General features: G+C 71.2%; 21 protein-coding genes. 19 read left to right on the top strand and 2 right to left on the bottom strand.

Translation table 11 applies throughout. From position 1 onward, the window contains the following. Positions 1-1,230, top strand: a complete 1,230-nt coding sequence (locus tag A5643_RS06950; protein WP_286143644.1) for a nitrate/nitrite transporter — start codon at positions 1-3, stop codon at positions 1,228-1,230. Here the strand turns inward: A5643_RS06950 and A5643_RS06945 are convergent. Beyond that, a complete protein-coding gene (locus A5643_RS06945; RefSeq protein ID WP_066853331.1) occupies positions 1,208-2,257 on the bottom strand; it encodes an NAD(P)-dependent alcohol dehydrogenase in 1,050 nt (349 codons plus the stop codon). The genes A5643_RS06950 and A5643_RS06945 overlap by 23 nt on opposite strands. A 278-nt stretch (positions 2,258-2,535) precedes the next feature. On the opposite strand from A5643_RS06945, the gene A5643_RS06940 reads away from it, so the two are divergent. Next, complete coding sequence (locus tag A5643_RS06940) at positions 2,536-4,389, top strand: hypothetical protein (protein ID WP_066853330.1); 1,854 nt, start codon at positions 2,536-2,538, stop codon at positions 4,387-4,389. On the opposite strand, the gene A5643_RS06935 is transcribed toward A5643_RS06940, so the two are convergent. Next, a complete protein-coding gene (locus tag A5643_RS06935) occupies positions 4,382-5,458 on the bottom strand; it encodes an ABC transporter substrate-binding protein (RefSeq protein ID WP_502686217.1) in 1,077 nt (358 codons plus the stop codon). The genes A5643_RS06940 and A5643_RS06935 overlap by 8 nt on opposite strands. 189 nt (positions 5,459-5,647) lie before the next feature. Here A5643_RS06935 and ctaD point away from each other — a divergent pair, with 189 nt between their 5' ends. From ctaD to A5643_RS06850, 17 genes are all read left to right on the top strand, one after another. Further along, positions 5,648-7,372 carry an aa3-type cytochrome oxidase subunit I gene (gene ctaD, locus A5643_RS06930; protein WP_066853328.1) on the top strand — a complete coding sequence of 575 codons (1,725 nt, stop codon included), beginning with the start codon at positions 5,648-5,650 and terminating at the stop codon, positions 7,370-7,372. Positions 7,373-7,402: 30 nt separating this feature from the next. Next, positions 7,403-8,641 carry a phosphoserine phosphatase SerB gene (gene serB, locus A5643_RS06925; protein WP_066853326.1) on the top strand — a complete coding sequence of 413 codons (1,239 nt, stop codon included), beginning with the start codon at positions 7,403-7,405 and terminating at the stop codon, positions 8,639-8,641. Between the two features lie 127 nt (positions 8,642-8,768). Continuing rightward, a complete protein-coding gene (locus A5643_RS06920; RefSeq protein ID WP_082948777.1) occupies positions 8,769-9,131 on the top strand; it encodes an ArsR/SmtB family transcription factor in 363 nt (120 codons plus the stop codon). After that, the gene (locus A5643_RS06915) at positions 9,128-9,607 is read left to right on the top strand and encodes an NADH-quinone oxidoreductase subunit B family protein (protein ID WP_066853324.1); all 480 of its coding nucleotides are present in this window, start codon (positions 9,128-9,130) and stop codon (positions 9,605-9,607) included. Before A5643_RS06920 ends, A5643_RS06915 begins: the two co-directional genes overlap by 4 nt. After that, positions 9,604-11,571, top strand: coding sequence for a proton-conducting transporter transmembrane domain-containing protein (locus A5643_RS06910; protein ID WP_082948776.1), 1,968 nt, complete (start codon positions 9,604-9,606; stop codon positions 11,569-11,571). The genes A5643_RS06915 and A5643_RS06910 overlap by 4 nt, the downstream gene beginning before the upstream one ends. Next, a complete protein-coding gene (locus A5643_RS06905; protein WP_066853322.1) occupies positions 11,568-12,527 on the top strand; it encodes a respiratory chain complex I subunit 1 family protein in 960 nt (319 codons plus the stop codon). Before A5643_RS06910 ends, A5643_RS06905 begins: the two co-directional genes overlap by 4 nt. A 4-nt stretch (positions 12,528-12,531) precedes the next feature. After that, the gene (locus tag A5643_RS06900; protein WP_066853320.1) at positions 12,532-13,194 is read left to right on the top strand and encodes a hypothetical protein; all 663 of its coding nucleotides are present in this window, start codon (positions 12,532-12,534) and stop codon (positions 13,192-13,194) included. Further along, positions 13,194-14,660 carry a proton-conducting transporter transmembrane domain-containing protein gene (locus A5643_RS06895; RefSeq protein WP_066853318.1) on the top strand — a complete coding sequence of 489 codons (1,467 nt, stop codon included), beginning with the start codon at positions 13,194-13,196 and terminating at the stop codon, positions 14,658-14,660. The genes A5643_RS06900 and A5643_RS06895 overlap by 1 nt, the downstream gene beginning before the upstream one ends. Continuing rightward, entirely contained in the window at positions 14,660-16,141 is a 1,482-nt protein-coding gene (locus tag A5643_RS06890; protein ID WP_066853316.1) for a hydrogenase large subunit, read from the top strand. Before A5643_RS06895 ends, A5643_RS06890 begins: the two co-directional genes overlap by 1 nt. 68 nt (positions 16,142-16,209) lie before the next feature. After that, complete coding sequence (locus A5643_RS06885) at positions 16,210-17,052, top strand: ABC transporter ATP-binding protein (RefSeq protein ID WP_066853411.1); 843 nt, start codon at positions 16,210-16,212, stop codon at positions 17,050-17,052. Continuing rightward, positions 17,049-17,861 (top strand): NUDIX hydrolase, encoded by an 813-nt coding sequence (locus A5643_RS06880; protein ID WP_066853315.1) that lies wholly within the window; start codon positions 17,049-17,051, stop codon positions 17,859-17,861. The genes A5643_RS06885 and A5643_RS06880 overlap by 4 nt, the downstream gene beginning before the upstream one ends. Continuing rightward, positions 17,858-18,517 (top strand): enoyl-CoA hydratase, encoded by a 660-nt coding sequence (locus tag A5643_RS06875; RefSeq protein WP_066853313.1) that lies wholly within the window; start codon positions 17,858-17,860, stop codon positions 18,515-18,517. Before A5643_RS06880 ends, A5643_RS06875 begins: the two co-directional genes overlap by 4 nt. A 217-nt stretch (positions 18,518-18,734) precedes the next feature. Beyond that, on the top strand, positions 18,735-20,078 hold the full coding sequence (locus tag A5643_RS06870; RefSeq protein WP_197497668.1) for a phosphoglycerate mutase family protein: 1,344 nt from the start codon (positions 18,735-18,737) through the stop codon (positions 20,076-20,078). 128 nt (positions 20,079-20,206) lie between these two features. Beyond that, positions 20,207-21,310 (top strand): histidine phosphatase family protein, encoded by a 1,104-nt coding sequence (locus tag A5643_RS06865; RefSeq protein WP_066853309.1) that lies wholly within the window; start codon positions 20,207-20,209, stop codon positions 21,308-21,310. A gap of 50 nt (positions 21,311-21,360) precedes the next feature. Beyond that, positions 21,361-22,329, top strand: coding sequence for a class I SAM-dependent methyltransferase (locus tag A5643_RS06860; RefSeq protein ID WP_066853307.1), 969 nt, complete (start codon positions 21,361-21,363; stop codon positions 22,327-22,329). Continuing rightward, complete coding sequence (locus A5643_RS06855; protein WP_502686219.1) at positions 22,326-23,522, top strand: THUMP-like domain-containing protein; 1,197 nt, start codon at positions 22,326-22,328, stop codon at positions 23,520-23,522. Before A5643_RS06860 ends, A5643_RS06855 begins: the two co-directional genes overlap by 4 nt. A gap of 297 nt (positions 23,523-23,819) precedes the next feature. Further along, positions 23,820-24,992 (top strand): PPE family protein, encoded by a 1,173-nt coding sequence (locus tag A5643_RS06850; protein ID WP_066853304.1) that lies wholly within the window; start codon positions 23,820-23,822, stop codon positions 24,990-24,992.

Raw genomic sequence — 24,992 nt, 5'->3', positions numbered from 1 at the left:
GTGAACCGGCAGACGGCGGAACCCACCGCGACCCTGCTCAACCGCCCCGGGGTGCAGCTGGCGCTGGCGACCTGGGCGTCGCTGGTCAACTTCTGGGCGTGGAACCTGATCGGCCCGTTGGGAACCCGCGAGGCGACGCTGATGTCGCTCAGCGGCAACCAGGAGGCGCTGGTGGTCGCCACCCCGGTCCTCGTCGGCGCACTCGGCCGGATGGTGACCGGCCCGCTGACCGACCGGTTCGGCGGACGCACCATGTTCGTCGCCGTCTCGCTGCTCTCGGTCGGTCCGGTGGTGGCGGTGGGCGCCGCCGAGGCCAGCGGGTCCTACCCGCTGCTGCTGACCGCGGCCTTCTTCCTCGGGATCGCGGGCACCGTGTTCGCCATCGGGATCCCGTTCGCCAACAACTGGTATGAGCCGTCGCGCCGCGGCTTCGCCACCGGCGTGTTCGGGATGGGCATGGTCGGCACCGCGCTCTCGGCGTACTTCACCCCGCGGTTCGTGCGGTGGTTCGGGCTGGTGCCCACCCACCTGCTGGTCGCCGCGGCGCTGCTGGTGACCGCGGGCGTGTGCGCGGTGGCGATGCATCCCGGGCCGGTGTTCGTTCCCAACACCGAACGGCTGGGACCGAAAATCCGTGCTGCCCTGCGGTTGCCGATCACCTGGGAGATGTCCCTGCTCTACGCGGTGGTGTTCGGCGGGTTCGTGGCGTTCAGCAACTACCTGCCCACCTACATCAAGACCGTCTACGGGTTCGCGCCGGTGGAGGCCGGCACCCGCACCGCCGCTTTCGCGTTGGCCGCGGTGCTGGCCCGGCCGGTCGGCGGCATGCTCGCCGACCGGATCGCCCCCAAGTACGTCGTGCTGGCCTCACTCGCCGGTGTCGCGACACTGGCGCTGGTGGCGGTGTTCCGGCCGCCGGCCGACGTGTGGTCGGCGGCCACGTTCATCGCGTTGGCGGTCGCGCTGGGAATCGGCACCGGCGGCGTGTTCGCCTGGGTGACCCGCCGCGCCCAGCCCGGATCGGTCGGCACCGTCAGCGGGATCGTCGCCGCCGCAGGCGGTTTGGGCGGCTTCTTCCCGCCGCTGGTGATGGGCGCCACCTACGACCCGGTGCACAACGACTACACGGTCGGGCTGGTGCTGCTGGTGGTCACCGCGGTGCTCACGCTCGGCTACACCGCGGTGCGGATGCCCGCGCGGCCGCCGGTCAGATCGTCGCCGTGTCGATGACGAACCGGTAGCGCACGTCGGAGCCGAGCACCCGCTCATAGGCGGTGTTGACGTAGTCGGCGTCGATCAGCTCGATCTCGGGCCGCACGTCATGCTCGGCGCAGAAGTCCAGCATCTCCTGGGTCTCGGCGATCCCGCCGATCATCGACCCGGACAGGCTGCGGCGCATCCCGGCCAGCGGGAACGGCGGCACCGCCATGTCGTGCTCGGGCATGCCCAGCTCGACCAGGGTGCCGTCGACCTTGAGCATGTTCAGGTAGGCGCCCAGGTCCAGGTTCGCCGACACCGTGTTGAGGATGACGTCGAAGCGGTTGCGCAGCTTCTTGAAGGTGTCGGGGTCGCTGGTCGCGTAGTAGTGGCTGGCACCCAGGCGCAGCCCGTCCTCCATCTTCTTCAGCGACTGGGACAGCACGGTGACCTCCGCGCCCATCGCCGCGCCGAGCTTGACGCCCATGTGGCCCAGCCCGCCGAGACCCACCACCGCGATCTGCATCCCGGGGCCGACCTTCCAGTGCCGCAGCGGGGAGAACAGGGTGATGCCGGCGCACAGCAGGGGAGCGGCGGCATCCAGCGGGATGGCGTCGGGGATGCGCAGCACGTAGTTCTCGTCGACGACGATGGCCTGGCTGTAGCCGCCCTGGGTGGGCTCGTCGAACCGGCGGTTGACCGAGTTGTAGGTGCCGACCATGCCGCCACCGGTGCAGTACTGCTCCAGCCCGGCCTGACAGCTCGGGCACTCGCGGCAGGAGTCGACGAAGCAGCCGACCCCGACCCGGTCGCCGACCTGGTACTTGGTGACCTCGGCACCGACCGCGCTGACCACCCCGGCGATCTCGTGGCCGGGCACCACCGGGTAGTTGGGCTGGCCCCACTCGGCCTTGACGGTGTGGATGTCGGAGTGGCAGATCCCGGCGAACTTGATGTCGATGGCCACGTCGTGCGGGCCCGGTTCGCGGCGGGTGATCGTGGTCTTGGTCAGTGGCGAGGTCGGCGACGTGGCGGCGTAAGCGGAAACGGTCGTGCTCATCTGGCTATCCCTCTTTGCAATCTCTCGATGTGGCTAGCTGGCTCAGCAATGGCGTGGCCGCGGCCCTTCGCCCGGCCGGCACCCTAGTTGTATAGCTTAGCGAAGTTAAATAGTCGGTGCCGTCGCGCGCCGCGGCATCCCACCGCCCGGCGGCCACGGTATCGGCCACAACGGCGAGGTGAAAGCCGCACCGAAACCCCGGCGGGCCGACGAACGTGTTCTCCACCACATCGCCTCGACCCGCCTGCCGTGTCACCCCCCGCGGTTATCGTCGGCTCATGTCCGCATGCCCGCCGGTGACGCACCTGGTCCTCTACAAACTCGGCGTGGCCTTCGTGGTCCACCGCGGACCCGTCGACGGCGATGTCGCGTTGACCGTCCGCCGCACCGACATGCCCGACGTGCTGAAGTCGCTGGTGGTCTCCGCGGCGGGTGCCGACGCGGCGGTCGGGGCGATCACCTTCGACACCCCGGTGGACCCGCCCGACGACGCGCCCGGCTTCCCGGTGCCGTCCGACACCGGGACCGCGCTGCGCGACCTGCTCGACGGACTGCGCGGACGCAGCGTCGAGGCGCAGCACGGCGCGGCGACGTATCGCGGCGAGGTGATCGGGGTCGACGAACCCGGTGCGGGGCAGCGCACCCTGCTGCTGCGCACCGACGCCGGCCAGGTGGAGATCGTCGACCTCGCCGGCGTCGGGCGACTCAGCGTGCTCGATCCCGGCGCGCGTGCGGAGTTGGCCCGCCTGCTCGACCGCGCGAAGGCGGCGACCGCGGGACCGCACGCCACGATCGGGGTGAACCTGCGCGGCCGGGCCGCCGAGGCGGAGCTGTCCTATCTGGTCGCCGCCCCGATGTGGCGGGTGTCCTACCGGCTGATCCGCGACGGGGACCGGGCCACCCTGGCCGCGATGGGAATCCTGCACAACCCGGTCGACGAGGACCTGACCGACATCGCGGTGACCCTCACCACCGGCCAGCCCCACTCGTTCGACATCGACCTGTATCACCCGCGTCGGGTGCGGCGCACCGTCGCCGAGGAGCAGCAGCGGCTCGTCGCGGACCGGGCGATGCGCAGCGCACCGCGTGACGAGATGATGCTCTCCGGCGTCCCCGATCTCGACTCCTACGGAGCGGCCGCCGAGGATGTCGAGGCCGCCGACAGCGGCGAGTACTTCGAATACCGGCTGACCACGCCGGTCTCGCTGGCGCCCGGTGGCGCGACGATGGTGCCGCTGGCGGTCGCTCCGGTCGGGCAGCTACGCCGGGAACTGGTGTGGCCGATCGATTCCGCCCCCGCCCCGGAGATCACGATCTCCTTCGCCAACGACACCGACCTGGTGCTCGAGGAGGGCCCGGCGGTGATCTACGAACACGGCGGCTACGCCGGTGAGGCGATGCTGGGCTTCACCGCCCGCGGCGCGCGGGCGCGGCTGAGTTTCGCCAAAGACCTCGCCGTGCATTGCAGCAGCCACACCGCCACCGACACCGTCACCGTCGGCGTGCGCCTGGCCGACACCGCCGCCATCGAAGAACAACGGGTGGAGCAGCGCCACGGGCTGTGGCTGCGCAACGACCACCCCGACCCGGTGGAGGTCATCGTCGAGTTGCCGCGCCGGTTCGACCACCACGTCATCGGCGACGACACCGCTGTCCTGCTGGAGGACACCGACCCCGACCGGCACCGGCTGGCCGTCACCGTCCCCGGCCACCGGAGCGTGGCGGCCACGGTGCTGGAAACCTGGCCGGTCTACCGCGACGTCGGCTACGGCGACCTCTCCCCGGCGCGGCTGGACGCCTGGCTGTCCAGCCGCTCGCTGGACGCGGCGACCATCGAGGAACTGTCGGAGGTGCTCGCCGAACGACGGCGCGCCGAACACCTCGACGCCGAACGCGACCGGCTCGACACCGACCGCGCCGATCTGCACGCGGCGGCGAGCCGCATCACCGAACAACTGCAGGTGCTGCGCACCGACGGCGCCGAGGGGCAACTCCGCGCCCGCCAGGTCGGCGCGCTGGCGGAACTGCAGGACCAGGTGGCGGGCCTGGACGCCGAGATCCGGCGGGTCGGCGCGGAGGCCGCGGCCGCCCGCGCCGCGGCGGCAGCGCAGTTGCAGCGGCTGCTCAGTTGATCGGGGCGTTGACCCACTGCAGGTCGTCGAGGATGCCGCGGGCCGCGACCAGGTTCTGCCCGGCCTGCCACACCTCGTTGTTGACCACGAACACCCGGTTGTCGTAGGTGGCCGACAGGGCGCGCCATGCGGTGCTGTCGAAGATCTGCGGTGCGCGCTCCTTGGCCGTGGCGGTCGCGAACGACACGTAGACGATGTCGGCGTCCGCGGCGGAGAAGTCGGCGCCGTCCAGGTCGGTCGTGTCGACCTCGATGAACGGGCGGTCGGTGAAGCGCTGGGCGGGGGGCCGGTCCAAGCCGGCCTCCTTGAGCACACTGGCCGGGAAGTTCACCGCACCGAAGATCCGCACCCGGTCGTCGGTGAACTGCACGATCGACGCCTGATAGTGGGCGGTGTCGGCCTTGGCCGCGACCCGCGCGGCCAGTTCGGCGAACCCGTCGAGCAGCCCGTCGGCGGCGCCGGCCCGCCCGGTGGCGGCGGCGACGGCGCGCAGGACGCTCTGCCAGCGCGCCCCCGGCGCGGCGGTGAACACGGTCGGGGCGATCTCCGCGAGCCGCGGGTACAGCTCCGGGGTCGACGCCGCCGACCCGAGGTTCAGATCCGGGTCGGCCGCGCTGATCGCGGCGAGATCCGGGGCGTCGGGGGAGCCGACCGCGGGCAGGTCGTGGATGACCGTCCCCAGGTAGGAGGGCTGCTCGGCGGCGGCCACGATCCGCGACTGCAGGCCCAGCGCGCACAGCGCGTCGAGCTGGTCGCCGGCCAGCACCACGATGCGCTGCGGGTCGGCGGGGACCTCGACGGTCGCCGGGACGATGCCCTCGGCGTTGTCGACCGGCCCGGGGCCGGGTTCGGCGGGGGCGGGCTCGGCGGCACACGATTCGTCGGGGCGGCGCTGGTTGCCCAGCACCCCGGCGCCGGCGATCATCGTGGTGCTGGTGATCACCGAGGTCGACGGGGCGCGCTCCCCGGCGGTGTCGGTGGCGCAGCCCGCGGTGAAGGCCAGCCCCAAGCCCAGCAGCGCCGCGACGGCACGGGACCCGCGGCGAGGTCGCGCACCACCCCTGAACACGCGGTTGACGGTAACACCCGGGTGACGCAAGATTGTGCACGGCACGAATACGACAGCTCGTAGGACATGACGTTCTACACAGGGGGTCCGGGGCCCACATGGATTGGTACGGACGCTACGATCTCTACTAGAGATCCCTCACCACCGCTGACTGTGCCCAGGGACGCCGGACTGATATTTGGAGGACCCGTGACAGCCGAAGCCCCCCCGCGCGGAGAACTCGAGGCAAACCGCCCGTACCCACCGCGCACGGGTCCCAAGGGTGACCTGCTGTACAAGATGGTGACGACCACCGATCACAAGCTGATCGGCATCATGTACGTGGTCACCTGCATGGTCTTCTTCGGTGTGGCCGGGCTGATGGCGCTGTTCATCCGCGCCGAGCTGGCCGCGCCGGGCCTGCAGTTCCTCTCCAACGAGCAGTTCAACCAGCTGTTCACCATGCACGGCACGGCGATGCTGCTCTTCTACGCGACGCCGATCGTGTTCGGGTTCGCCAACCTGGTGCTGCCGCTGCAGATCGGCGCGCCCGACGTGGCGTTCCCGCGGCTGAACGCGCTGTCGTACTGGCTGTTCCTGTTCGGTTCGCTGATCGCGCTGGCCGGCTTCATCACCCCCGGCGGAGCCGCCGACTTCGGCTGGACCGCCTACACCCCGCTGAGCGACGCGATCCACTCCCCGGGACCGGGCGGTGACTTCTGGATCGTGGGTCTGGCCGTCACCGGTCTGGCCTCCATCCTCGGTGCGGTCAACATGATCACCACCGTGGTCTGCATGCGCGCCCCGGGCATGACCATGTTCCGGATGCCGGTGTTCACCTGGAACATCCTGGTCACCTCGCTGATGGTGCTCATCATCTTCCCGCTGCTGACCGCCGCGCTGCTCGGCCTGGCCTACGACCGTCACCTCGGCGGGCACATCTACGACCCGGCCAACGGCGGCATCATCCTCTACCAGCACCTCTTCTGGTTCTTCGGCCATCCCGAGGTGTATGTGATCGCGCTGCCGTTCTTCGGGATCATCAGCGAGGTCATCCCGGTGTTCAGCCGCAAGCCGATCTTCGGCTACACCACGCTGATCTTCGCCACGATGGCGATCGCGGCGCTGTCCACCGCGGTGTGGGCGCACCACATGTTCGCCACCGGCGCGGTGCTGCTGCCGTTCTTCTCGTTCATGACCTTCACCATCGCGGTGCCCACCGGGATCAAGTTCTTCAACTGGATCGGCACCATGTGGAAGGGCCAGATGACCTTCGAGACCCCGATGCTGTTCTCGTTCGGGTTCCTGGTGACCTTCCTCGCCGGTGGGCTGACCGGGGTGATGCTGGCGGCCCCGCCGCTGGACTTCCACGTCACCGACACCTACTTCCTGGTGGCGCACTTCCACTACGTGCTGTTCGGCACGATCGTGTTCGCCACCTTCGCCGGGATCTACTTCTGGTTCCCGAAGATGACCGGGCGCCTGCTCGACGAGCGGTTGGGCAAGGTGCACTTCTGGCTGACCTTCATCGGGTTCCACACCACGTTCCTGGTGCAGCACTGGCTGGGCAACGAGGGCATGCCGCGCCGCTACGCCGACTACCTGGACACCGACGGCTACCAGCCGCTGAACATCGTGTCCACGATCGGCTCGTTCATCCTGGGTGTGTCGCTGATCGTGTTCGTGTGGAACGCGTTCAAGAGCTGGCGCTACGGCGAGGTCGTCACCGTCGACGACCCGTGGGGCTACGGCAACTCCCTGGAGTGGACCACCAGCTGCCCGCCGCCGCGGCACAACTTCACCGAGCTGCCCCGGATCCGTTCGGAGCGCCCGGCGTTCGAGCTGCACTACCCGCACATGGTGGAACGGATGCGCGCCGAGGCCCACGTCGGGCGCAAGCACGCCGAAGAGCCCACCGCCCTGCCGTCCAGCTGAGCCGCGGGTTCCGATGACGCGGGGCTGCGGGTGAGCGCTGCCGCGAAGAAGGTGACGGTGTTGATCACCGTCACCGGCATCGACCGGCCCGGCGTCACCTCGGCGCTGTTCGAGGTGCTCGGCCGGCACCGGGTCGCGCTGCTCAACGTCGAGCAGGTGGTGATCCGCGGCCGGCTGACCCTGGGCGTGCTGGTGTCGGCCGAGCCGGACAGCGTGGTGCACAACGGGTTCCGTGGTGAGGTCGAGGCGGCCATCCACGCGATGGGGCTCGACGTCACGATCGAGCGCAGCGACGATCTGCCGATCATCAAGGAGCCCTCCACGCACAAGATCGTCGTGCTGGGCAGGCCGGTCACCGCCGAGGCGTTCGGGGCGCTGGCCCACGACGTGGCCGAACTCGGTGTCAACATCGACACCATCCGCGGCATCTCCGACTATCCGGTCACCGGGCTGGAACTGCGGGTCTCGGTGCCGCCCGGCGTCGGCGAGCAGCTGCAGACCGTGGTGGCCCGGGCCGCCGCCGACGAACACCTCGACGTCGCGTTCTCCGACATGAGTCTGTCCCGGCAGGCCAAGCGGCTCATCGTGTTCGACGTCGACTCGACCCTGATCCAGGGCGAGGTCATCGAGATGCTGGCCGACCGGGTGGGCCGCCAGGCGGAGGTCGCCGCCATCACCGAGGCGGCGATGCGCGGTGAACTGGACTTCGCCGCTTCCCTGCGGCAACGGGTCGCCACCCTGGCCGGACTGCCCGCCGCGGTGCTCGACGACGTCGCCGACCAGCTGCTGCTCACCCCGGGCGCCCGCACCACCCTGCGCACCCTGCGCCGGCTCGGCTACTACTGCGGGGTGGTCTCCGGCGGCTTCCGGCAGGTCATCGATCCACTCGCCCACGAGCTCGCCCTGGACTACGTGGCCGCCAACCAACTGGAGGTCGTCGACGGCCTGCTCACCGGTCGGCTGGTCGGGCCGATCATCGACCGGCCCGGAAAGGCCAAGGCGCTGCGCGACTTCGCCCGCGATGCCGGCGTGCCGATGAGCCAGACCGTCGCGGTGGGGGACGGCGCCAACGACATCGACATGCTGACCGCCGCCGGGCTGGGGGTGGCGTTCAACGCCAAGCCGGCGCTGCGCGAGGTCGCCGACGCGTCGCTGAGCTATCCGTACCTGGACACGGTGCTGTTCATCCTGGGCGTCACCCGCGGCGAGATCGAGGCCGCCGACGCCGTCGACGGCACCGTGCGCAGGGTGGAGATCCCCCCGGTCTAGAAGCCGGCCCGCAGACTAGAAGCCGGCCGGCAGCCCGGCATTGCCCGCAGACCGCCGGTGGCCCCGCGGCGCCCACATATGATAACTTCTTCAATTGTTGAGTTAAGGGAATCACGAACGAGGGCGCATGCCGGGCACGCTGGACACACCGCTGTACACGCTGAAGGCGGAGTTCTTCAAGACGCTGGGCCACCCCGCCCGCATCCGGGTGCTGGAGCTGCTCGTCGAGCGCGACCACACCGTCGCCGAGCTGCTCGCCGAGGTCGGGCTGGAAGCGTCGAGCATGTCCCACCAGCTCGGCGTGCTGCGCCGCGCCGGCCTGGTGACCGCCACCAAGCAGTCCACCACCGTGACCTACTCGCTGGCCTCACCGGCCATCGCCGAACTGCTGGCGGTGGCTCGCGAGGTGCTCACCGGGATGCTCAGCGGTCAGGTCGCGGTGCTGGCCGACCTGCGGGCCGCCCGGGGCGTGGAAGGGGCAGAGACATGAGTTGGCTGAGCCGAATCCTGCGACTCGGCCGGGCCGCCGAGCCCGCCGGACCCGCACCCGAACCGGGCCCCGAACCGCCCACCGGGGTCAGCGGCTCGCTGCAGGTCCGCCACGTCGACGCCGGCTCCTGCAACGGCTGCGAGATCGAGATCGCGGCGGCGTTCGGGCCGGTCTACGACGCCGAACGCTACGGCACCCGCCTGGTCGCCTCCCCCCGGCACGCCGACGCGGTGCTGGTCACCGGCGTGGTCACCCACAACATGGCCGACCCGCTGCGCAAGACCGTCGCCGCCACCCCGCAACCGCGCGCGGTGATCGCCTGCGGCGACTGCGCGCTCAACCGCGGCGTCTTCGCCGACGGCTACGGCGTCGCCGGCGCGGTCGACGAGATCGTCGACGTCGACGTCGAGGTGCCCGGCTGCCCACCCACCCCCGATCAGATCGTCGCGGCCCTGCGGTCGGTGACCCGACGTTGACCGTTCTGCAGCGCGAATCGGCGCCGGCCCGCGATGCGGGCGCGGCCGCCAGCGCGGCGGCCACCGTCGGCCTCGGCGCCGGCGGTGTCGCGCTCGGGCTCGCCGGGATCGCCGGAGCGGTGCCGCCGGTGCGGATCGACTGGCTGGTGCCGCTGGTCGGGGTGCACCTGCACGTCGACCGGCTCGGCGGATTCTTCATCGCGCTCACCGGCGCGGTCGCGGTCGCGGTCGGCATCTACAGCGCCGGCTACCTGCGCCGGGACCGGCCCGGCCCGGTCGCGTTGACGGTGCTGCCCGTCTTCGTCGCCGCCCTCCTGCTGGTGCCCGCCGCCGGATCGGTGAGCACCTTCCTGCTGGCCTGGGAACTGATGGCGCTGGCCTCGGTCATCCTGGTCGCGACCGACCACCGGCGCCCCGCGGTGCGATCCGCGGCCGTGTTCTACGCGGTGATGACCCAGCTGGGATTCGTGGTGATCCTGCTCGGGCTGATGCTGCTGGGCGCCGCCGGGGGAGCCGACACCTTCGCCGATCTGGGGGCGGTGCCCGAACCGGTGCGCAGCATCGTGTTCGTGGCGACGTTCGCCGGGTTCGGCTCCAAGGCCGGTCTGCTGCCGCTGCACGCCTGGCTGCCGCGCGCCCACCCCGAAGCCCCCAGCCCGGTGTCGGCGTTGATGAGCGCGGCAATGGTCAACATGGGCATCTACGGGGTGATCCGGGTCGATCTGCAGCTGCTGGGCCCCGGGCCGCGCTGGTGGGGGCTGGTGCTGCTGGTCGTCGGGGCGCTCACCGCGGTCTACGGGGTGCTGCAGGCGGTGGTGGCCACCGACATCAAACGGCTGCTGGCCTACTCGACCGTGGAGAACATGGGCCTGATCACGCTGGCGCTGGGCGCGGCGGTCCTGCTCAGCGCCACCGCGATCGGGCCGGCCGCGCTGCTGGCGGTCACCGCGGCGCTGCTGCACCTGGTCGCCCACGGCGCCTTCAAATCCCTGGGCTTCCTGGGCGCCGGTTCGGTGCTCAGCGCCACCGGCCTGCGTGACCTCGACCGGCTCGGCGGACTGGCCCGCCGGATGCCCGCCACCGCAATCCTTTTCGGTATCGGCGCATTCGGTGCCACCGCGCTGCCCCTGGGCGCCGGCTTCGTCAGCGAGTGGCTGCTGGTGCAGTCGCTGATCCATGCCCGCCCCGACGCGGGCACCGTGGACACCGTCGTCGGCCTCGCCACACCGCTGGCCGTGGGCGCGGTGGCGCTCACCGCCGGACTCGGGGTGGCGGCAATGGCCAAGGCCTTCGGCTTCGGATTCCTCGCCCGCGCCCGCTCCACCGCGGCCGCCGAAGCGCGTGAGGCGTCCGCGACGATGATCACGGCCATGGCCGCACTGGCCGCCTGCTGCGTGGTGCTGGGCGTCGCACCGTTCGTGCTGATGCCCACCCTCGGCGCGGTGGTCCAGAGTCTGCCCGGTTTCGCCGAGGCCGACCTGAGCAGTCTCGGCCCCGTCCTCCGGCTGCCCGGCCTGGACGGCTCGGTGGCCCCGGGCCTGCTGGCCGCCGCCCTGCTCGGCGCCGTCGCGATCGCGGTGGCGTGCGCCTCCTGGACCGCGTGGCGGCGACCCGCCCCGGTCTCGGGCGCGCCGCTGTGGGATTGCGGCGCCGCCGAACTCACCCCGCGCATGCAGTACACCGCGACCTCGTTCGCGCAGCCGCTGCAGCAGGTCTTCGACGACGTGCTGCGCCCCGACACCGACATCGAGGTCACCCCGCAGCTGGAGTCGCGCTACCACGTCGAACGCATCGCCTACCGCGCCCGGCTGACCGATGCCTTCGAAGAGCGTCTCTACCTGCCGCTGCTGCGCGCCCTGACCGCGCTGGCCCGCGCGGTGCGCGCGGCCCACACCGGCAGCGTGCACCTGTACCTGGCCTACGGCGGCATCGGCGTGCTGATCGTGGTGGTGATCGCCCGATGACCCCCACCGCCTACCTGGCCGGCGTCGTGCAGCTGGCCGTGGTGATGCTGGGCGCCCCGCTGCTGGTCGGGCTGGTGCGCCAGGTGCGCGCCCGCGCCGAGGGGCGCCGCGGCGCCGGCGTCGGCCAGCCCTGGCGCGACCTGCGCAAGCAGCTGCGCAAACAACGCGTCACCCCCGAGGGCACCACGGTCGTCTTCCGGGCCGCCCCGGTGCTGCTGGCCGGCAGCACGCTGCTGATCGCCGCGATCGCGCCGCTGGTGGCATTGGGCTCGCCGCTGGACTCGGTCGCCGACCTGTTCGCGGTGGTGGGCCTGCTGTTCCTGGGCACCGTCGCGATGACGCTGGCCGGGGTCGACACCGCGACCGCGTTCGGCGGGATGGGCGCCAGCCGCCAGCTCACGTTCGCCGCCCTGGTCGAGCCCGCCATCCTGCTGGCGGTGTTCGCGCTGTCCATCCCGGCCGGTTCGGCCAACCTCGGCGCGATCGTCGGTCACGCCCTCGACCACCCCGGCCAGGTGCTGTCACTGACCGGGGTGCTGGCGTTCGCCGCGCTGGCGCTGGTGATCGTCGCCGAAACCGGCCGTCTGCCGGTCGACAACCCGGCCACCCACCTGGAGCTGACCATGGTGCACGAGGCGGTGGTGCTCGAGTACGCCGGACCGCGGCTGGCGCTGGTCGAATGGGCCGAAGGCATGCGGCTGTCGGTGCTGCTGGCGTTGCTGGCCAACCTGTTCCTGCCCTGGGGGGTAGCGCCGGCCGCACCCGGCCTGCTGCAGATCGGGATCGGTGTGGTGGCGATCGCGGTCAAGGTGGCGCTGCTGGCGGCGTTGCTGGCCGGCGCGGAGGTCTTCATCGCCAAGCTGCGGCTGTTCCGGGTCCCCGAACTCCTCGCCGGATCGTTCCTGCTGGCACTGCTCGCCGTCACCTTCGCCAACTTCGTTGCGATGCAAGGCTGATGCGATGACCGGATTCGACGACGGCAACGTGCTCGCGCTGGCAGCGGGCACCATGGTGCTCACCGCCGCACTGATCGTGTGGCGCCGTGACCTGCGCTCGATACTGTGGCTGCTCGCCGCCCAGGGCGTCGCCCTGGCGGCCATCCCGCTCATCCGCGGTGTGTGGGAACAGGATTGGCTGCTCATCACCATCGCCGGTGTGCTGCTCATGCTGCGCGCGGTGATCATGCCCGGCCTGCTGGCCCGCGCATTGCGCGGCGAACCGCACGCGCTGCGCGAAGCCCAGCCACTGGTCAACACCGCCAGTTCGCTGCTGGTCGCCGCCGCGCTGATCGTGGTGTCGTTCGCGGTCACCCGCCCGCTGGTGGAACTGGGCGCCGGACCGGCGAGCGGTGCGGTGCCCGCCGGGTTCGCGGTGGTGTTGATCGCGCTGTTCGTGATGGCGGTGCGCCGCCACGCGATCTCCCAGGCCGCCGGCTTCCTCATGCTCGACAACGGCATCACCGCGACCGCCTTCCTGCTCACCGCCGGAGTCCCGCTGATCGTGGAACTCGGTGCCTCGCTGGACGTCCTGTTCGCGGTGATCGTGCTCGGCGTGCTCACCGGACGCATCCAGCGGATGTTCGGCCGCACCGACCTCGACCAACTTCAGGAGCTGCGGGACTGATGAGCAGCCTGGTGATTCTGGCGATCGCCGCGCCCGTCGCGGCAGCCCTGCTCGCCCTCGCCGCGGGGTGGCAGCGCTGGACCGCGGTGGTCACCGCCTGCTCGGCGATGACGGTGTTGGCCGCCGGTGCCGTACTGGCCTGGCGCACCGGCGGCGCGGAGTACGTCCTGCTCGGCGGGGCGCTGCGGGTGGACGGTCTGACGGTGACCATGCTCATCGTCATCGGCGTGGTCGGCAGCCTGGCCGCCTGGGCGAGCATCGGCTACATCGACACCGAACTGGCCGCCGGGCGCACCGACGAGGCCGACGCCCGCCGCTACGGCGCCCTGACCCCGGCGTTCCTCGCCGCGATGGTGCTGGCGGTCTGCGCCAACAACATCGGGATCATCTGGGTGGCGGTCGAAGCCACCACGGTGATCACCGCGTTCCTGGTCGGGCACCGCCGCACCCGCGCCGCGCTGGAGGCGACCTGGAAGTACGTGATGATCTGCTCGGTCGGCATCGCCATCGCGTTCCTGGGCACGATCATGTTGCACTTCGCCGCCACCCACGCCGGCGTCGACTCGGCGACCGCCCTGAACCTCGACGTGCTGCTCACCCACGCCGCCGGCCTGGACCCGCAGATCACCCGGCTGGCCGGCGGGCTGCTGCTGATCGGCTACGGCGCCAAGGTCGGCTTGGTGCCCTTCCACGGCTGGCTGGCCGACGCGCACAGCCAGGCCCCGGCGCCGGTCTCGGCGCTGATGAGCGGGGTGCTGCTCGCCGTGGCGTTCTCGGTGCTGATCCGGCTCAAACCGATCGTCGACGCCGCGGCCGGCCCGGAGTTCATGCGCGCTGGGCTGCTCACCGTCGGGCTGGCCTCACTGGCGGTGGCGGTTCTGCTGCTCACCCTCACCGGCGATCTCAAACGGATGCTGGCGTATTCCTCGATGGAGAACATGGGGCTGATCGCGATCGCCGCCGCCGTCGGGACCCGACTGGCGATCGCCGCCCTGCTGCTGCACGTGCTGGCCCACGGGGTCGGCAAGACGCTCGCGTTCCTCGCCGGCGGTCAGCTGCAGGCGGCGCACGACAGCACCACGATCACCGACCTCACCGCGGTACTGGCCCGCTCCCGGCTGGTCGGTGGCGCCTTCGCGGTCGGCATCGCGGTGCTCGCCGGGTTACCGCCGTTCGCGATGTTCGCCAGCGAGATCTCCATCGCCCGCGCCCTGGCCGACGCCGACCTGGCCTGGGTTCTGGGTGTGACGCTGCTGCTGATCGTGATCGGGTTCGCCGCCCTGATCGGTAACGCCTCCCGGGTGTTGCTGGGTCGTCCCGACCCCGGCGCGCCCCCGATCGGTGCGCCGGCGACCATCGCCGCCGCGCTGGTCACCGGGATCGTGGTCTCGGCCGCGCTGGGCGTCACCGCCGGCCCGCTGGTCGGCCTTTTCGACACCGCCGCAACCCAGGTGGGGGTGAGCTGATGGGCACCGCACCGACCCGCCGCACGGTCGGCCACGACGAACTCGGCGAGACCGCCGCCGGGCTGTTCGCCGACGGCTTCCGGCTGGCGCTGGTGGCCGGCCACGACGACGGCGACGCCGGTTTCCGCGTCGTCTACCTGTTCCTGGCCGGGCGCCCCGACCGGCGCGTGGAGCTGACGGTCACCACCGACCGGGACCGGCCCCGGGTGCCGTCGCTGGACCAGTTCTCGTTCCCGGCCGGGCGTTTCGAACGCGAGATGCTCGATCTCTACGGCATCGAACCGGTCGGCCACCCGCGCCCGCGCCGGCTGGTGCGCCACGCGCACTGGCCCGATGACTGGCACCCGATGCGCCACGACGCCGGACCGCCGCCCCCGTTCCGGCCGGCCGGCCGGTTCCCGTTCCTGGAGGTCGAGGGCCCGGGCGTCTACGAGATCCCGGTCGGACCGGTGCATGCCGGGCTGATCGAGCCCGGCCATTTCCGGTTCTCCGCGATCGGCGAATCGATCATCCGGCTCAAGGCCCGGCTGTGGTTCGTCCACCGCGGGGTGGAGAAACTCTTCGAGGGCCGCGCCGCCGGGGACGCGGTGGAGTTGGCCGAACGGATCAGCGGCGACACGTCCGCCGGCCACGCGCTGGCCCACAGCCTGGCCGTGGAGCAGGCGCTCGGCGTCGACCTGCCCGACTGGGTGCACCGGCTGCGGGCGATGCTGGTCGAACTGGAACGGCTCTACAACCACGTCGCCGACATGGGCGCGCTGGCCAACGACGTCGGGTTCTCGCTGGCCAACGCGCACGCCCAGCGGGTGCGGGAGCGGCTGCTGCGGATCAACGCCGCGGTCACCGGGCATCGCCTGTTGCGGGACGCCATCCGGCCGGGCGCGCTGAGCCTGCGCAGCCTGCCCGATCCGGCCGAGTTGGCGGCGGCGGCCGGCGACGTCGCCGAGATCGCCGAACTGTCCCTGCGCAACTCGGTGATCTACGACCGGTTCGCCGAGACCGGGGTGCTGCGCCGGGGCGACGCGCAGGCGCTGGGCTGCCTGGGCTACGTGGCCCGCGCCAGCGGCCTGCGCACCGACGCCCGCCTCGACCACCCGATGATCGAGTTGCCGGTGCGGGAAGTGACCGGCGAGGCCGGCGACGTGCTGGCCCGCTACACCGCCCGCCGCGACGAGTTCGCCGCCTCGGTCCGGCTGATCGCCGACCTGGTGGCCGGCCACGGCGAGACCCTGGCGTTCACCGCGCCGCTCGGACCCGCCGGGCAGCCCGGCTCCGGGGTGGGCATCGTCGAGGGCTGGCGCGGCACCCTGGTGCACCGGGTCGAGGTCGACGCCGCCGGCCGCCTCACCCGCGCCAAGGTCGTCGACCCGTCCTGGTTCAACTGGCCGGCGCTGCCGGTGGCGATGAACGACACGATCGTCCCGGACTTCCCCCTGGTCAACAAGAGTTTCAACCTGTCCTACGCCGGAAACGATCTGTGACCGGTGAGCGTGACGCCGGCGTCGACCCCGCAGCCGTCGGCCGGGACCGGGTACGGCACGATGGACTCGTGCCTGACTTCGAAGCCGACACAGTCGACGCCGACCTGTTGATCGACTTCCAGGGCGTGTCGCTGCGCCGGGGCGGTCAGACCCTCGTCGGCCCGCTGGACTGGTCGGTGGAGCTCGACGAGCGCTGGGTCATCGTCGGACCCAACGGGGCCGGCAAGACCTCCCTGCTGCGCATCGCAGCGGCCGCCGAGCACCCCTCGAGCGGGGTGGCCCACGTGCTCGGCGCGCGGCTGGGCTGCGTCGACGTCACCGAACTGCGCGCCCGGGTCGGGCTGAGCTCCTCCTCACTGGCCCACCGGATTCCCGACGACGAGATCGTGCGCGACCTGGTGGTCTCCGCCGGGTACGCGGTGTTGGGCCGCTGGCGGGAGCGCTACGACGACATCGACTACGAGCGCGCCGTCGACCTGCTGGAGAGCCTGGGCGCCGAACACCTCGCCGACCGGCGGCACGGCACCCTCTCGGAGGGGGAGCGCAAGCGGGTGCTGATCGCGCGCGCCTTGATGACCGACCCGGAGTTGCTTCTGCTCGACGAGCCGGCCGCCGGGCTGGACCTGGGCGGGCGCGAGGAACTGGTGGCGCGGTTGACCGACCTGGCCGCCGACCCGGACGCACCGGCGCTGGTGCTGGTCACCCACCACGTGGAGGAGATCCCGCCGGGCTTCAGCCACTGCCTGTTGCTGTCGGAGGGGGCGGTGGTGGCCGCGGGCCTGCTGCCCGATGTGCTCACCGCGGAGAACCTGTCGGCGGCGTTCGGGCAGTCGATCGCCCTGGACGTGATCGACGGACGCTACTTCGCCCGCCGCACCCGCACCCGCGCCGCCCACCGGAGGCCCTCATGACGCCGCTGCCCGCCCGCCCGGCCGCCACCGTGATGCTGGTGCGCGACTCCACCGACGGCGTCGACGTGTTCTTGATGCGCCGCGCGGCGAGCATGGAGTTCGCCCCGCGGGTGATGGTGTTTCCCGGCGGCGGTGTCGACAAACGCGACCGCACCGACATCGCCTGGGCCGGACCGCAACCGGCGTGGTGGTCGCAGCGCTTCGGCGTCGAACCGGAGCTGGCCGGGGCACTGGTGTGCGCGGCGGCACGCGAGACCTTCGAGGAGTCCGGGGTGCTGTTCGCCGGACCGGCCGACGATCCGGCGACGATCGTCTCCGACGCCTCCATTTACGGCGACGCCCGGAAAGCGTTGGCGGACAACTCGTTGTCGTTCGCGGAGTTCCTGCGCACCGAGCACCTGGTGCTGCGCGCGGATCTGTTGCGGCCGTGGGCGAACTGGGTGACCCCGGAAGCCGAACGCACCCGCCGCTACGACACCTACTTCTTCGTCGGCGCGATCCCGGAAGGCCAGCGCGCCGACGGGGAGAACACCGAGGCCGACGAGGCCGACTGGGTCGCGCCTCGCGCCGCCCTCGACGACTTCGCCGCGGGCCGCAATCTGCTGTTGCCGCCGACCTGGACCCAACTGGACTCGCTTGCCGGGCGCAGTGTCGCGGAGGTGCTGGAGGTGGAACGCCAGATCAGCCCGATCCAGCCGGATCTGGTCATCGACGGCGACAACTGGACCGTGGAGTTCTTCGACTCCGAGCGGTACAACACGGCGCTGCGGCAGCGCCCCGACGGCCTCCCGGCGGGCTGGGGTCAATGAGCGAGTTCATCGGGTTGCACGTCGACGCCGAGCAGCCGGGCGTGGCGACGATCGTGATCTCGCGTCCGCCCACCAACGCGCTGACCCGCCAGGCCTATCGGGAGCTCGGGGCCGCAGCGGAGGAGGCGGCGCAGCGCGACGACATCAGCGCGGTGATCCTCTACGGCGGCCACGAAATCTTCAGCGCCGGAGACGATGTGCCCGAGCTGCGCACCCTCAACGACGCCGAGGCCACCGCGGCGAGCCGGCTGCGCCGCGACACCGCGGCGACCGTGGCCGCCATCCCCAAGCCGACGGTCGCGGCGGTCACCGGCTACGCGCTGGGCGGCGGGCTGGGTTTGGCGCTTGCCGCGGACTGGCGGGTGGCGGGGGACAACGTGAAGTTCGGCGCGACCGAGATCCTGGCCGGCCTCGCGCCGGATACCGGCACGCTGAGCCGGCTGAGCCGCACCGTGGGTGCGGCGCGCGCCAAGGAGCTGGTATTTTCCGGCCGGTTCTTCGACGCCGAAGAGGCGCTCGACCTCGGGTTGATCGAGGAGATGGTGGCCCCCGACGGGGTGTACGAGGCCGCGTCGGCCTGGGTGCGGCGGTTCCTCGACGCGCCGGCGCAGGCGCTGTCGGCGGCCAAAGCCGGCATCGACGACGCCTTCGCCTAGACCCGCCTCGGCGGGCCGGGGGAGCGCCCGGCCGGTGTCTTCTGACCGGGGTCCTCGGCTTCGCCGGCCGTGTGATCAGCGGTAATCGGCCCATCCGACACGGTCCGAAAATTTTTCGGACCAACCCTTGACCTGAGTACAGCCTTAAAGTAACTTAACCCCAACTTTGCGATACGAGACGGCTCGTATCGAAACGATGACGTGTGAGGACCGCGCCATGCAACAGCTCGCTTCCCGCCCCTGGGCCACCACCGCCGTCGCGCTCGCCGGGGCCGGCATGGTTGCCGCCGCCCCGGTGGTCACCCCGCTGCCGAACGTGCAGATCCCGGAGATTTCGGTCCACGACATCTCGGTCCAGTTGATGAGCACGGCAGATGTCGTCATCGACTTCATCCGCCACGGCGAGTCCACGGACAACATCGCCAACCTCGTCGGGACTGTCCCCACCGGGGCTGGCCTGACAGACGACGGGATCACGCAAGCCAAGGCGATTGGCGACATCTTGAAGTTGGCCCAACCGAATCTCGGTCCAAACGGTTTTGGAGCGATTACCAGTGAGAACCAGGTTTTCGCTTCCGAATTCTTGCGAGCCCAACAGACTGCGTGGCCCCTTCTTCACGCTATTTTGGGCGATAGTGGCGCTGGCACTTCTATGCCGACTGAGTTGGCAGATGTCGGTGCGGCTATTAAGGGGCTTCCGTCGGACAACGTTTTGGCGGGCCTCAACGAGATTAACGCCGGCCTCCTGGACAAGGGGTCGCTGCTGGGATCACTCATGCAACCGCTCGGGCGGCTCAACGAGATCCTCTACATCCTGCCGCCGTTCCTGTGGACACTCGGCTTCCCGATCGTGCCGGAGTGGGGCTCGCTCGACAATTTCAACGGGGTCGTGTTCAACGACAACTTCAGCGGGGCCGTCAATACGATCTATGGCAGTCTCGTGAATCAGTCCGGGGAGCTAGCGGACCCGAGTGTCAATAACGCCGCCGCCTTCTCCCACGCCGCGGCGATCATGGCCTGGACCCAGATGAACGTCAACAACCCGAACCCGTTGATGATGTTCACGGATCCGCTGAGCAACACAAGCCAGGTAGTGGTCAGCGGGAACCCGATCGATGGGTGGGTTTTGGAGAGCTGGAACGGCACTGACGTTCTGCCCGCCAACCTCTGGCAAGACCTCTTCGTCAACACTCGCGATCTGATGGTCGCCCCGCAGGCTGCGCTCACGCATCTGGGGGAGTCGCTGATCGCCTTCGACCCGAGCGACATTCCTGGGTCGTTGCAGAACGTTTTCGGCACGCTGCAAACCGGCCTCACCGACATCTTCCAGACGACCCTCGGCTACCCCGGCGCCATGATTAGCGACATCATCGACGCCTTCCAAGGCAACTTCATGCACGAGTTCGGAATCGATGCCCTGATGCAGCTCTTCAGCGGACTCGGCGGCGGCGGGCTGCTGCCGCTGGACTTCGCCGACCTGCTGCCGTCGATGGGCGGTGACATGGCCGCCATGGTCGGCGGCGACCTCCTCGCCAGCATCTTGACCAGCCTGGCGTTCTGATCGGGCAACGGCCGGGTCGTGTCGCGGGATCCCCCCACCGCCCACGACCCGGCCGTTGCACCACGCCGCGAAACCCACCGCAGAAACACCCGCTCCTCACGCATTTCTCAGCTAAGGTTCGCGGCACGATGTTCAGTCACGGGCGAACCCGCTGCGCCGCCGCCGTTGTGCTGGCGGGGCTGATCGCCGTCGCCCCCGCGACGACACCGCAAACCCACCCGTCCGCGACCCCGCTGATCCAGCTACTGGCCGACACCGTGGTGCTGGACCTGATCCGGCACGGCGAATCGGCCGACAACGTCGCCGGCATCCTCGGCACCGCCGCGCCGGGCGCGCTGCTCACCGGCGCCGGCCGTGGCCAGGCATTTGAAATCGGGAGTCAACTCTTCGGCGGGGGAGAAGGGCCGATCACCGACCCAGCGCAGGTGTGGGTCTCGCAATTGCTGCGGACTCAGCAAACGGCCTGGCCGCTGCTCGAATTGCTCAAGGGCGCGCCCGGCGAACCGGTACCGATCCCCGATGCGGCGGCCGACCTCGCCGGCGCGTTCAGCCCGGCGCACATCCTCCCCGGCCTCAACGAAATCCACGCCGGCCTGGTCAACGACCTCCCGGCGATCCCGTTCGCCCCGTTCTACATCCTGCCGCCGGTCGCCTGGGCCCTCGGCTTCCCGCTGGTGCCGATGCTGGGCTCCCCGGATGTCAACGGGTTCGTCTTCAGCGACCGCTTCGGCGACGCGATCGAAACCATCTACGAAACCGGCGGCGCCCACCAGGTCGCCTTCTCCCACAGCGCGGCGATCATGTTCTGGACGCAGATGAACGTCACCAACCCCGACCCGACGCTGCTGCTGACCCACCAGTTGTCCAACACCGGCATCATCGAACTCAGCGGCAACCCCGTCGACGGCTGGACCCTGGTCAACTGGGACGGGGTGGATGTCGCGCCCGACCCGAACCTGTGGCAGAGCCTGTTCGTCGACACCCGCGAGCTGCTCATCGCCCCGCAGGCCGCGCTCTGGAACCTCTGGCAGGCACTGCCCGGCGCGGACCTCGCCGACATCCTCGCCACCGCCCACACCGGGCTCGTCGACACCCTGCACACCACCCTCGGTTTCCCGCTGGCGATCCTCGACGACGTCGCCGGCGCACTGCCCGGATTGGGTGGGGATCTGGCCGCGATGCTGCCCGGCGACCTCGGCGCCCTGATCACCGCAATCGCGACCGCCTTCTAGGCGCCGACCGCGGTTTTCCCCCCGCCGTGACCGGCCGTTACGCTGCCCTCATGACCAGTATCGACCCGGCGCCCAACCCGCACGCCACCGCCGAAGAGGTGGAAGCCGCCCGGCACGACAGCAAGCTCGCCCAGATCCTCTACCACGACTGGGAAGCCGAGAGCTACGACGACAAATGGTCGATCTCCTACGACCAGCGCTGCGTGGACTACGCCCGCGGCCGCTTCGACGCCATCGTGCCCGCCGACGAGCGCCGCAACCTGCCCTACGACCGCGCCCTGGAACTGGGCTGCGGCACCGGCTTCTTCCTGCTCAACCTGATGCAGTCCGGGGTCGCCCGCCGCGGCAGCGTCACCGACCTGTCCCCGGGCATGGTCAAGGTCGCCACCCGCAACGGCGAATCCCTGGGCCTCGACGTCGACGGCCGGGTCGCCGACGCCGAAGGCATCCCCTATGACGACGACACCTTCGACCTGGTGGTCGGCCACGCCGTGCTCCACCACATCCCCGACGTCGAACTGTCGCTGCGCGAGGTGCTGCGCGTGCTCAAGCCCGGCGGCCGGTTCGTGTTCGCCGGCGAACCCACCACCGTCGGCAACACCTACGCCCGCGGCCTGTCCACCCTGACCTGGCGGCTGGCCACCAACCTCACCCGGCTGCCCGGGCTGGAGAGCTGGCGGCGCCCCCAGACCGAACTCGACGAATCCTCCCGCGCCGCCGCCCTGGAAGCCGTCGTCGACCTGCACACCTTTGACCCGGCCGACCTGGAACGCATGGCCACCTCCGCGGGCGCGGTCGACGTGGAGACCGCCAGCGAGGAATTCACCGCCGCCATGCTGGGCTGGCCGGTGCGCACCTTCGAAGCCGCCGTCCCGCCCGGCCGGCTCGGCTGGGGCTGGGCCCGCTTCGCGTTCACCAGCTGGACCAGCCTGAGCTGGGTCGACGCCAACCTGTGGCGCCGCGTGGTGCCCAAGGGCTGGTTCTACAACGTCATGGTCACCGGGGTAAAGCCCTCCTGACCGACGCTCACCCCGCCGAGGGTTTCGCCGCCGCCGACGTCGCCTACCTGCACTCCGAAGCCGGCGCGACCGCCCTGGCCGAGGTCGCCGGCTATCCGCTGACCGGCGCCACCCGGGTCGCCGACGTGGCCGCCGCCCGCGTCCGCTTCGGCGACCACGCGCCGACGCTGATCGCCACCGTCCTGGCGCGGCGACGCGCCCAGACCAAACTCGCCGGGCTGCCGGGGGTGGGGCAGTGGCTGTTCACCGAACCCGCCCTGCAGCAGGCCAGCGCCGCCCCGGTCGCCCGCCACCGCGCCCAGCGGCTCGCCGGCCGCACGGTGCACGACGTGACGTGTTCGATCGGCACCGAACTCGCCGCCCTGCACGACTGCGCCGCGACCGCGCTGGGCAGCGACATCGACCCGGTGCGCCTGGCGATGGCGCGCCACAACCTGCCCGACGAGGTGCTGCTGTGCCGCGCCGACGCGTGCCGGCCGATCAGCCGCGACGCGGTGGTGCTCGCTGACCCGGACCGCCGGGCCGGCGGCCGGCGCCGCTTCGACCCGCGCGCCTACCGGCCGGCCCTCGACGCCCTGCTGGCCGCGCATCGCGGCCGCGACCTGGTGGTCAAATGCGCCCCCGGCATCGACTTCGCCGCGGTGACCGACCTCGGCTTCGACGGCGAGATCGCCGTCACCTCGCTGGCCGGATCGGTCCGGGAAGCCTGCCTGTGGTCGGCCGGGCTGACCGGCGGCGGGAGCCGCCGCCGCGCGGTCGTGCTCGACCGCGGCGAGGAGATCACCGACACCGAACCGGACGACTGCGCGGTCGGCGCGGCCGGACGCTGGATCGTCGACCCCGACGGCGCCGTCGTGCGCGCCGGCCTGGTCCGCCAGTACGCGGCCCGGCACGGATTGTGGCAACTCGACCCGGCCATCGCCTACCTCTCCGGGGACCACCTGCCCGCCGGGGTGCGCGGCTTCGAGGTTCTCGAGCAACTCCACTACAGCGAAAAGCGGCTGCGGCAGGCGCTGGCCCGCCACGACTGCGGCGCGCTGGAGATCCTGGTCCGCGGCCTCGACGTCGACCCCGACGCGCTGCGCCGGCGGCTGCGGCTGCGCGGCGACCGGGCACTGTCGGTAGTGCTCACCCGCCTGGGGGCCGGGGCGGGCGCCCGGGCCACGGCGTTCGTCTGCCGCCCCTCGCACTGATTTCGGCTCACAGGAAACGTCCGGGGTGCATACAGCGCCAGGGCAGTAACAGCTGTCAAGCTGGCCCGCAGGAGGCGCCCATGACGATGAACGACCGGGTCGGAACAGCCCGCGTGCGCGCCGAACCCGCACCTCGCGAACACCCGATCGCCGGTGAGCGCACCGCATCCTGGCAGCGGTTGCGCCGTCGACACCGGCAGTGGCGATACCGCGGCGCCTAACCGCCACAGGTTTCGCCCCGTCTCGCCGCGGCAGTGCCGTGCACTGCCGTCTAACACCCACCGAGGTGACAATGACATGGAATTCGCACTGCTGCCGCCGGAAATCAACTCGCTGCGCATCTACACCGGCCCGGGATCGGGGCCGATGCTGGCCGCCTCGGCGGCCTGGGACGGGCTCGCCACCGAACTACGGTCGGCGGCCGCGGCGTACCACTCGGTGATCCAGGAGCTCACCGCCACCTCGTGGCTGGGTCCGTCCTCGCTGGCGATGGCCGCCGCCGCCGCGCCCCAGGTGGCGTGGCTCAACGGCACCGCCACCCAGGCCGAACAGACCGCCATCCAAGCCAAGACGGTCGCCGGGGCCTATGAGACCGCCTTCGCCGCCACCGTGCCGCCGCCGGTGATCGCCGCCAACCGGGCGCTGCTGGCGACGCTGGTCGCCACCAACATCCTCGGTCAGAACACCGCCGCGATCGCCGCGGCCGAAGCACACTACGCCGAGATGTGGGCCCAAGACGTCGCCGCCATGTACGGCTACGCCGCGACCGCGGGCGCCGCCAGCCAACTCGAACCGTTCGCCCCCGCGCCGCCGACCAGCAACCCGGCGTCCGCCGTGCCGCAGGCCGGTGCCACCGCCGCGGCCGGCACGGCCCGCGCTACGCTGGCGCAGGTGGCGACCGCGCTGCCGCACAGCCTCGCCGCCACCCCGGCGCCCGCGGCCGCCGCTTCCGCCCCGCTGGACTCGCTGAACAGCTTCATCAGCGGGCCGCTCTCCCCGCTGTCGCTGTTCCCGGTCGCCGGAGTGCCGTTCCTGCTCGGGATCCAAAGCTTCCTGCTCCCGCTCAACGGCCAGAACCTCGCCGAGGCGATGGCCCGCAACCAGCCGCCGACGGCCATGTTCGTCTCCAACGCCCCGACCGCCCCCGCCACCGCGGCCGCCCGGCCGCCCCTGACCGCGGGGCTGGGCAACGCGGGAACGGTCGGCAAGCTGTCGGTGCCGCAGACCTGGGCGACCACCGCGCCCGCGGTCAAACCGATCGCCTCGGTGCTGCAGACCGCCACGGCGGCAGGCGAAACCGAAACCGCCGAACTCAGCGGCGCGAACCTGCTGAGCCCGATGGGACTGTCGGCGCTCGCCGGGCGCGCCACCGCCAACGTCGGCGGAGCCACCGCGCGCACCGTCACCGTCGGCGACGGCACCACCGGCGCGACGACCGCCACCATCATCGTCCTGCCGCCCGACGAGTGA

It is taken from the genome of Mycobacterium sp. 1274756.6, assembly GCF_001668625.1.
GTDB lineage: Bacteria > Actinomycetota > Actinomycetes > Mycobacteriales > Mycobacteriaceae > Mycobacterium.
The sequence above is the reverse complement of the archived record's forward strand: the minus strand, read 5'-3'. Positions and strand labels throughout refer to the sequence as shown.

Coding starts and splice junctions, on each gene's coding strand:
- A5643_RS06945 (WP_066853331.1), bottom strand. CDS start 2,257: ATGAGCACGACCGTTTCCGCTTACGCCGCCACGTCGCCGACCTCGCCA.
- A5643_RS06940 (WP_066853330.1), top strand. CDS start 2,536: ATGTCCGCATGCCCGCCGGTGACGCACCTGGTCCTCTACAAACTCGGC.
- A5643_RS06920 (WP_082948777.1), top strand. CDS start 8,769: ATGCCGGGCACGCTGGACACACCGCTGTACACGCTGAAGGCGGAGTTC.
- A5643_RS06915 (WP_066853324.1), top strand. CDS start 9,128: ATGAGTTGGCTGAGCCGAATCCTGCGACTCGGCCGGGCCGCCGAGCCC.
- A5643_RS06905 (WP_066853322.1), top strand. CDS start 11,568: ATGACCCCCACCGCCTACCTGGCCGGCGTCGTGCAGCTGGCCGTGGTG.
- A5643_RS06900 (WP_066853320.1), top strand. CDS start 12,532: ATGACCGGATTCGACGACGGCAACGTGCTCGCGCTGGCAGCGGGCACC.
- A5643_RS06895 (WP_066853318.1), top strand. CDS start 13,194: ATGAGCAGCCTGGTGATTCTGGCGATCGCCGCGCCCGTCGCGGCAGCC.
- A5643_RS06890 (WP_066853316.1), top strand. CDS start 14,660: ATGGGCACCGCACCGACCCGCCGCACGGTCGGCCACGACGAACTCGGC.
- A5643_RS06880 (WP_066853315.1), top strand. CDS start 17,049: ATGACGCCGCTGCCCGCCCGCCCGGCCGCCACCGTGATGCTGGTGCGC.
- A5643_RS06875 (WP_066853313.1), top strand. CDS start 17,858: ATGAGCGAGTTCATCGGGTTGCACGTCGACGCCGAGCAGCCGGGCGTG.
- A5643_RS06870 (WP_197497668.1), top strand. CDS start 18,735: ATGCAACAGCTCGCTTCCCGCCCCTGGGCCACCACCGCCGTCGCGCTC.
- A5643_RS06865 (WP_066853309.1), top strand. CDS start 20,207: ATGTTCAGTCACGGGCGAACCCGCTGCGCCGCCGCCGTTGTGCTGGCG.
- A5643_RS06860 (WP_066853307.1), top strand. CDS start 21,361: ATGACCAGTATCGACCCGGCGCCCAACCCGCACGCCACCGCCGAAGAG.
- A5643_RS06850 (WP_066853304.1), top strand. CDS start 23,820: ATGGAATTCGCACTGCTGCCGCCGGAAATCAACTCGCTGCGCATCTAC.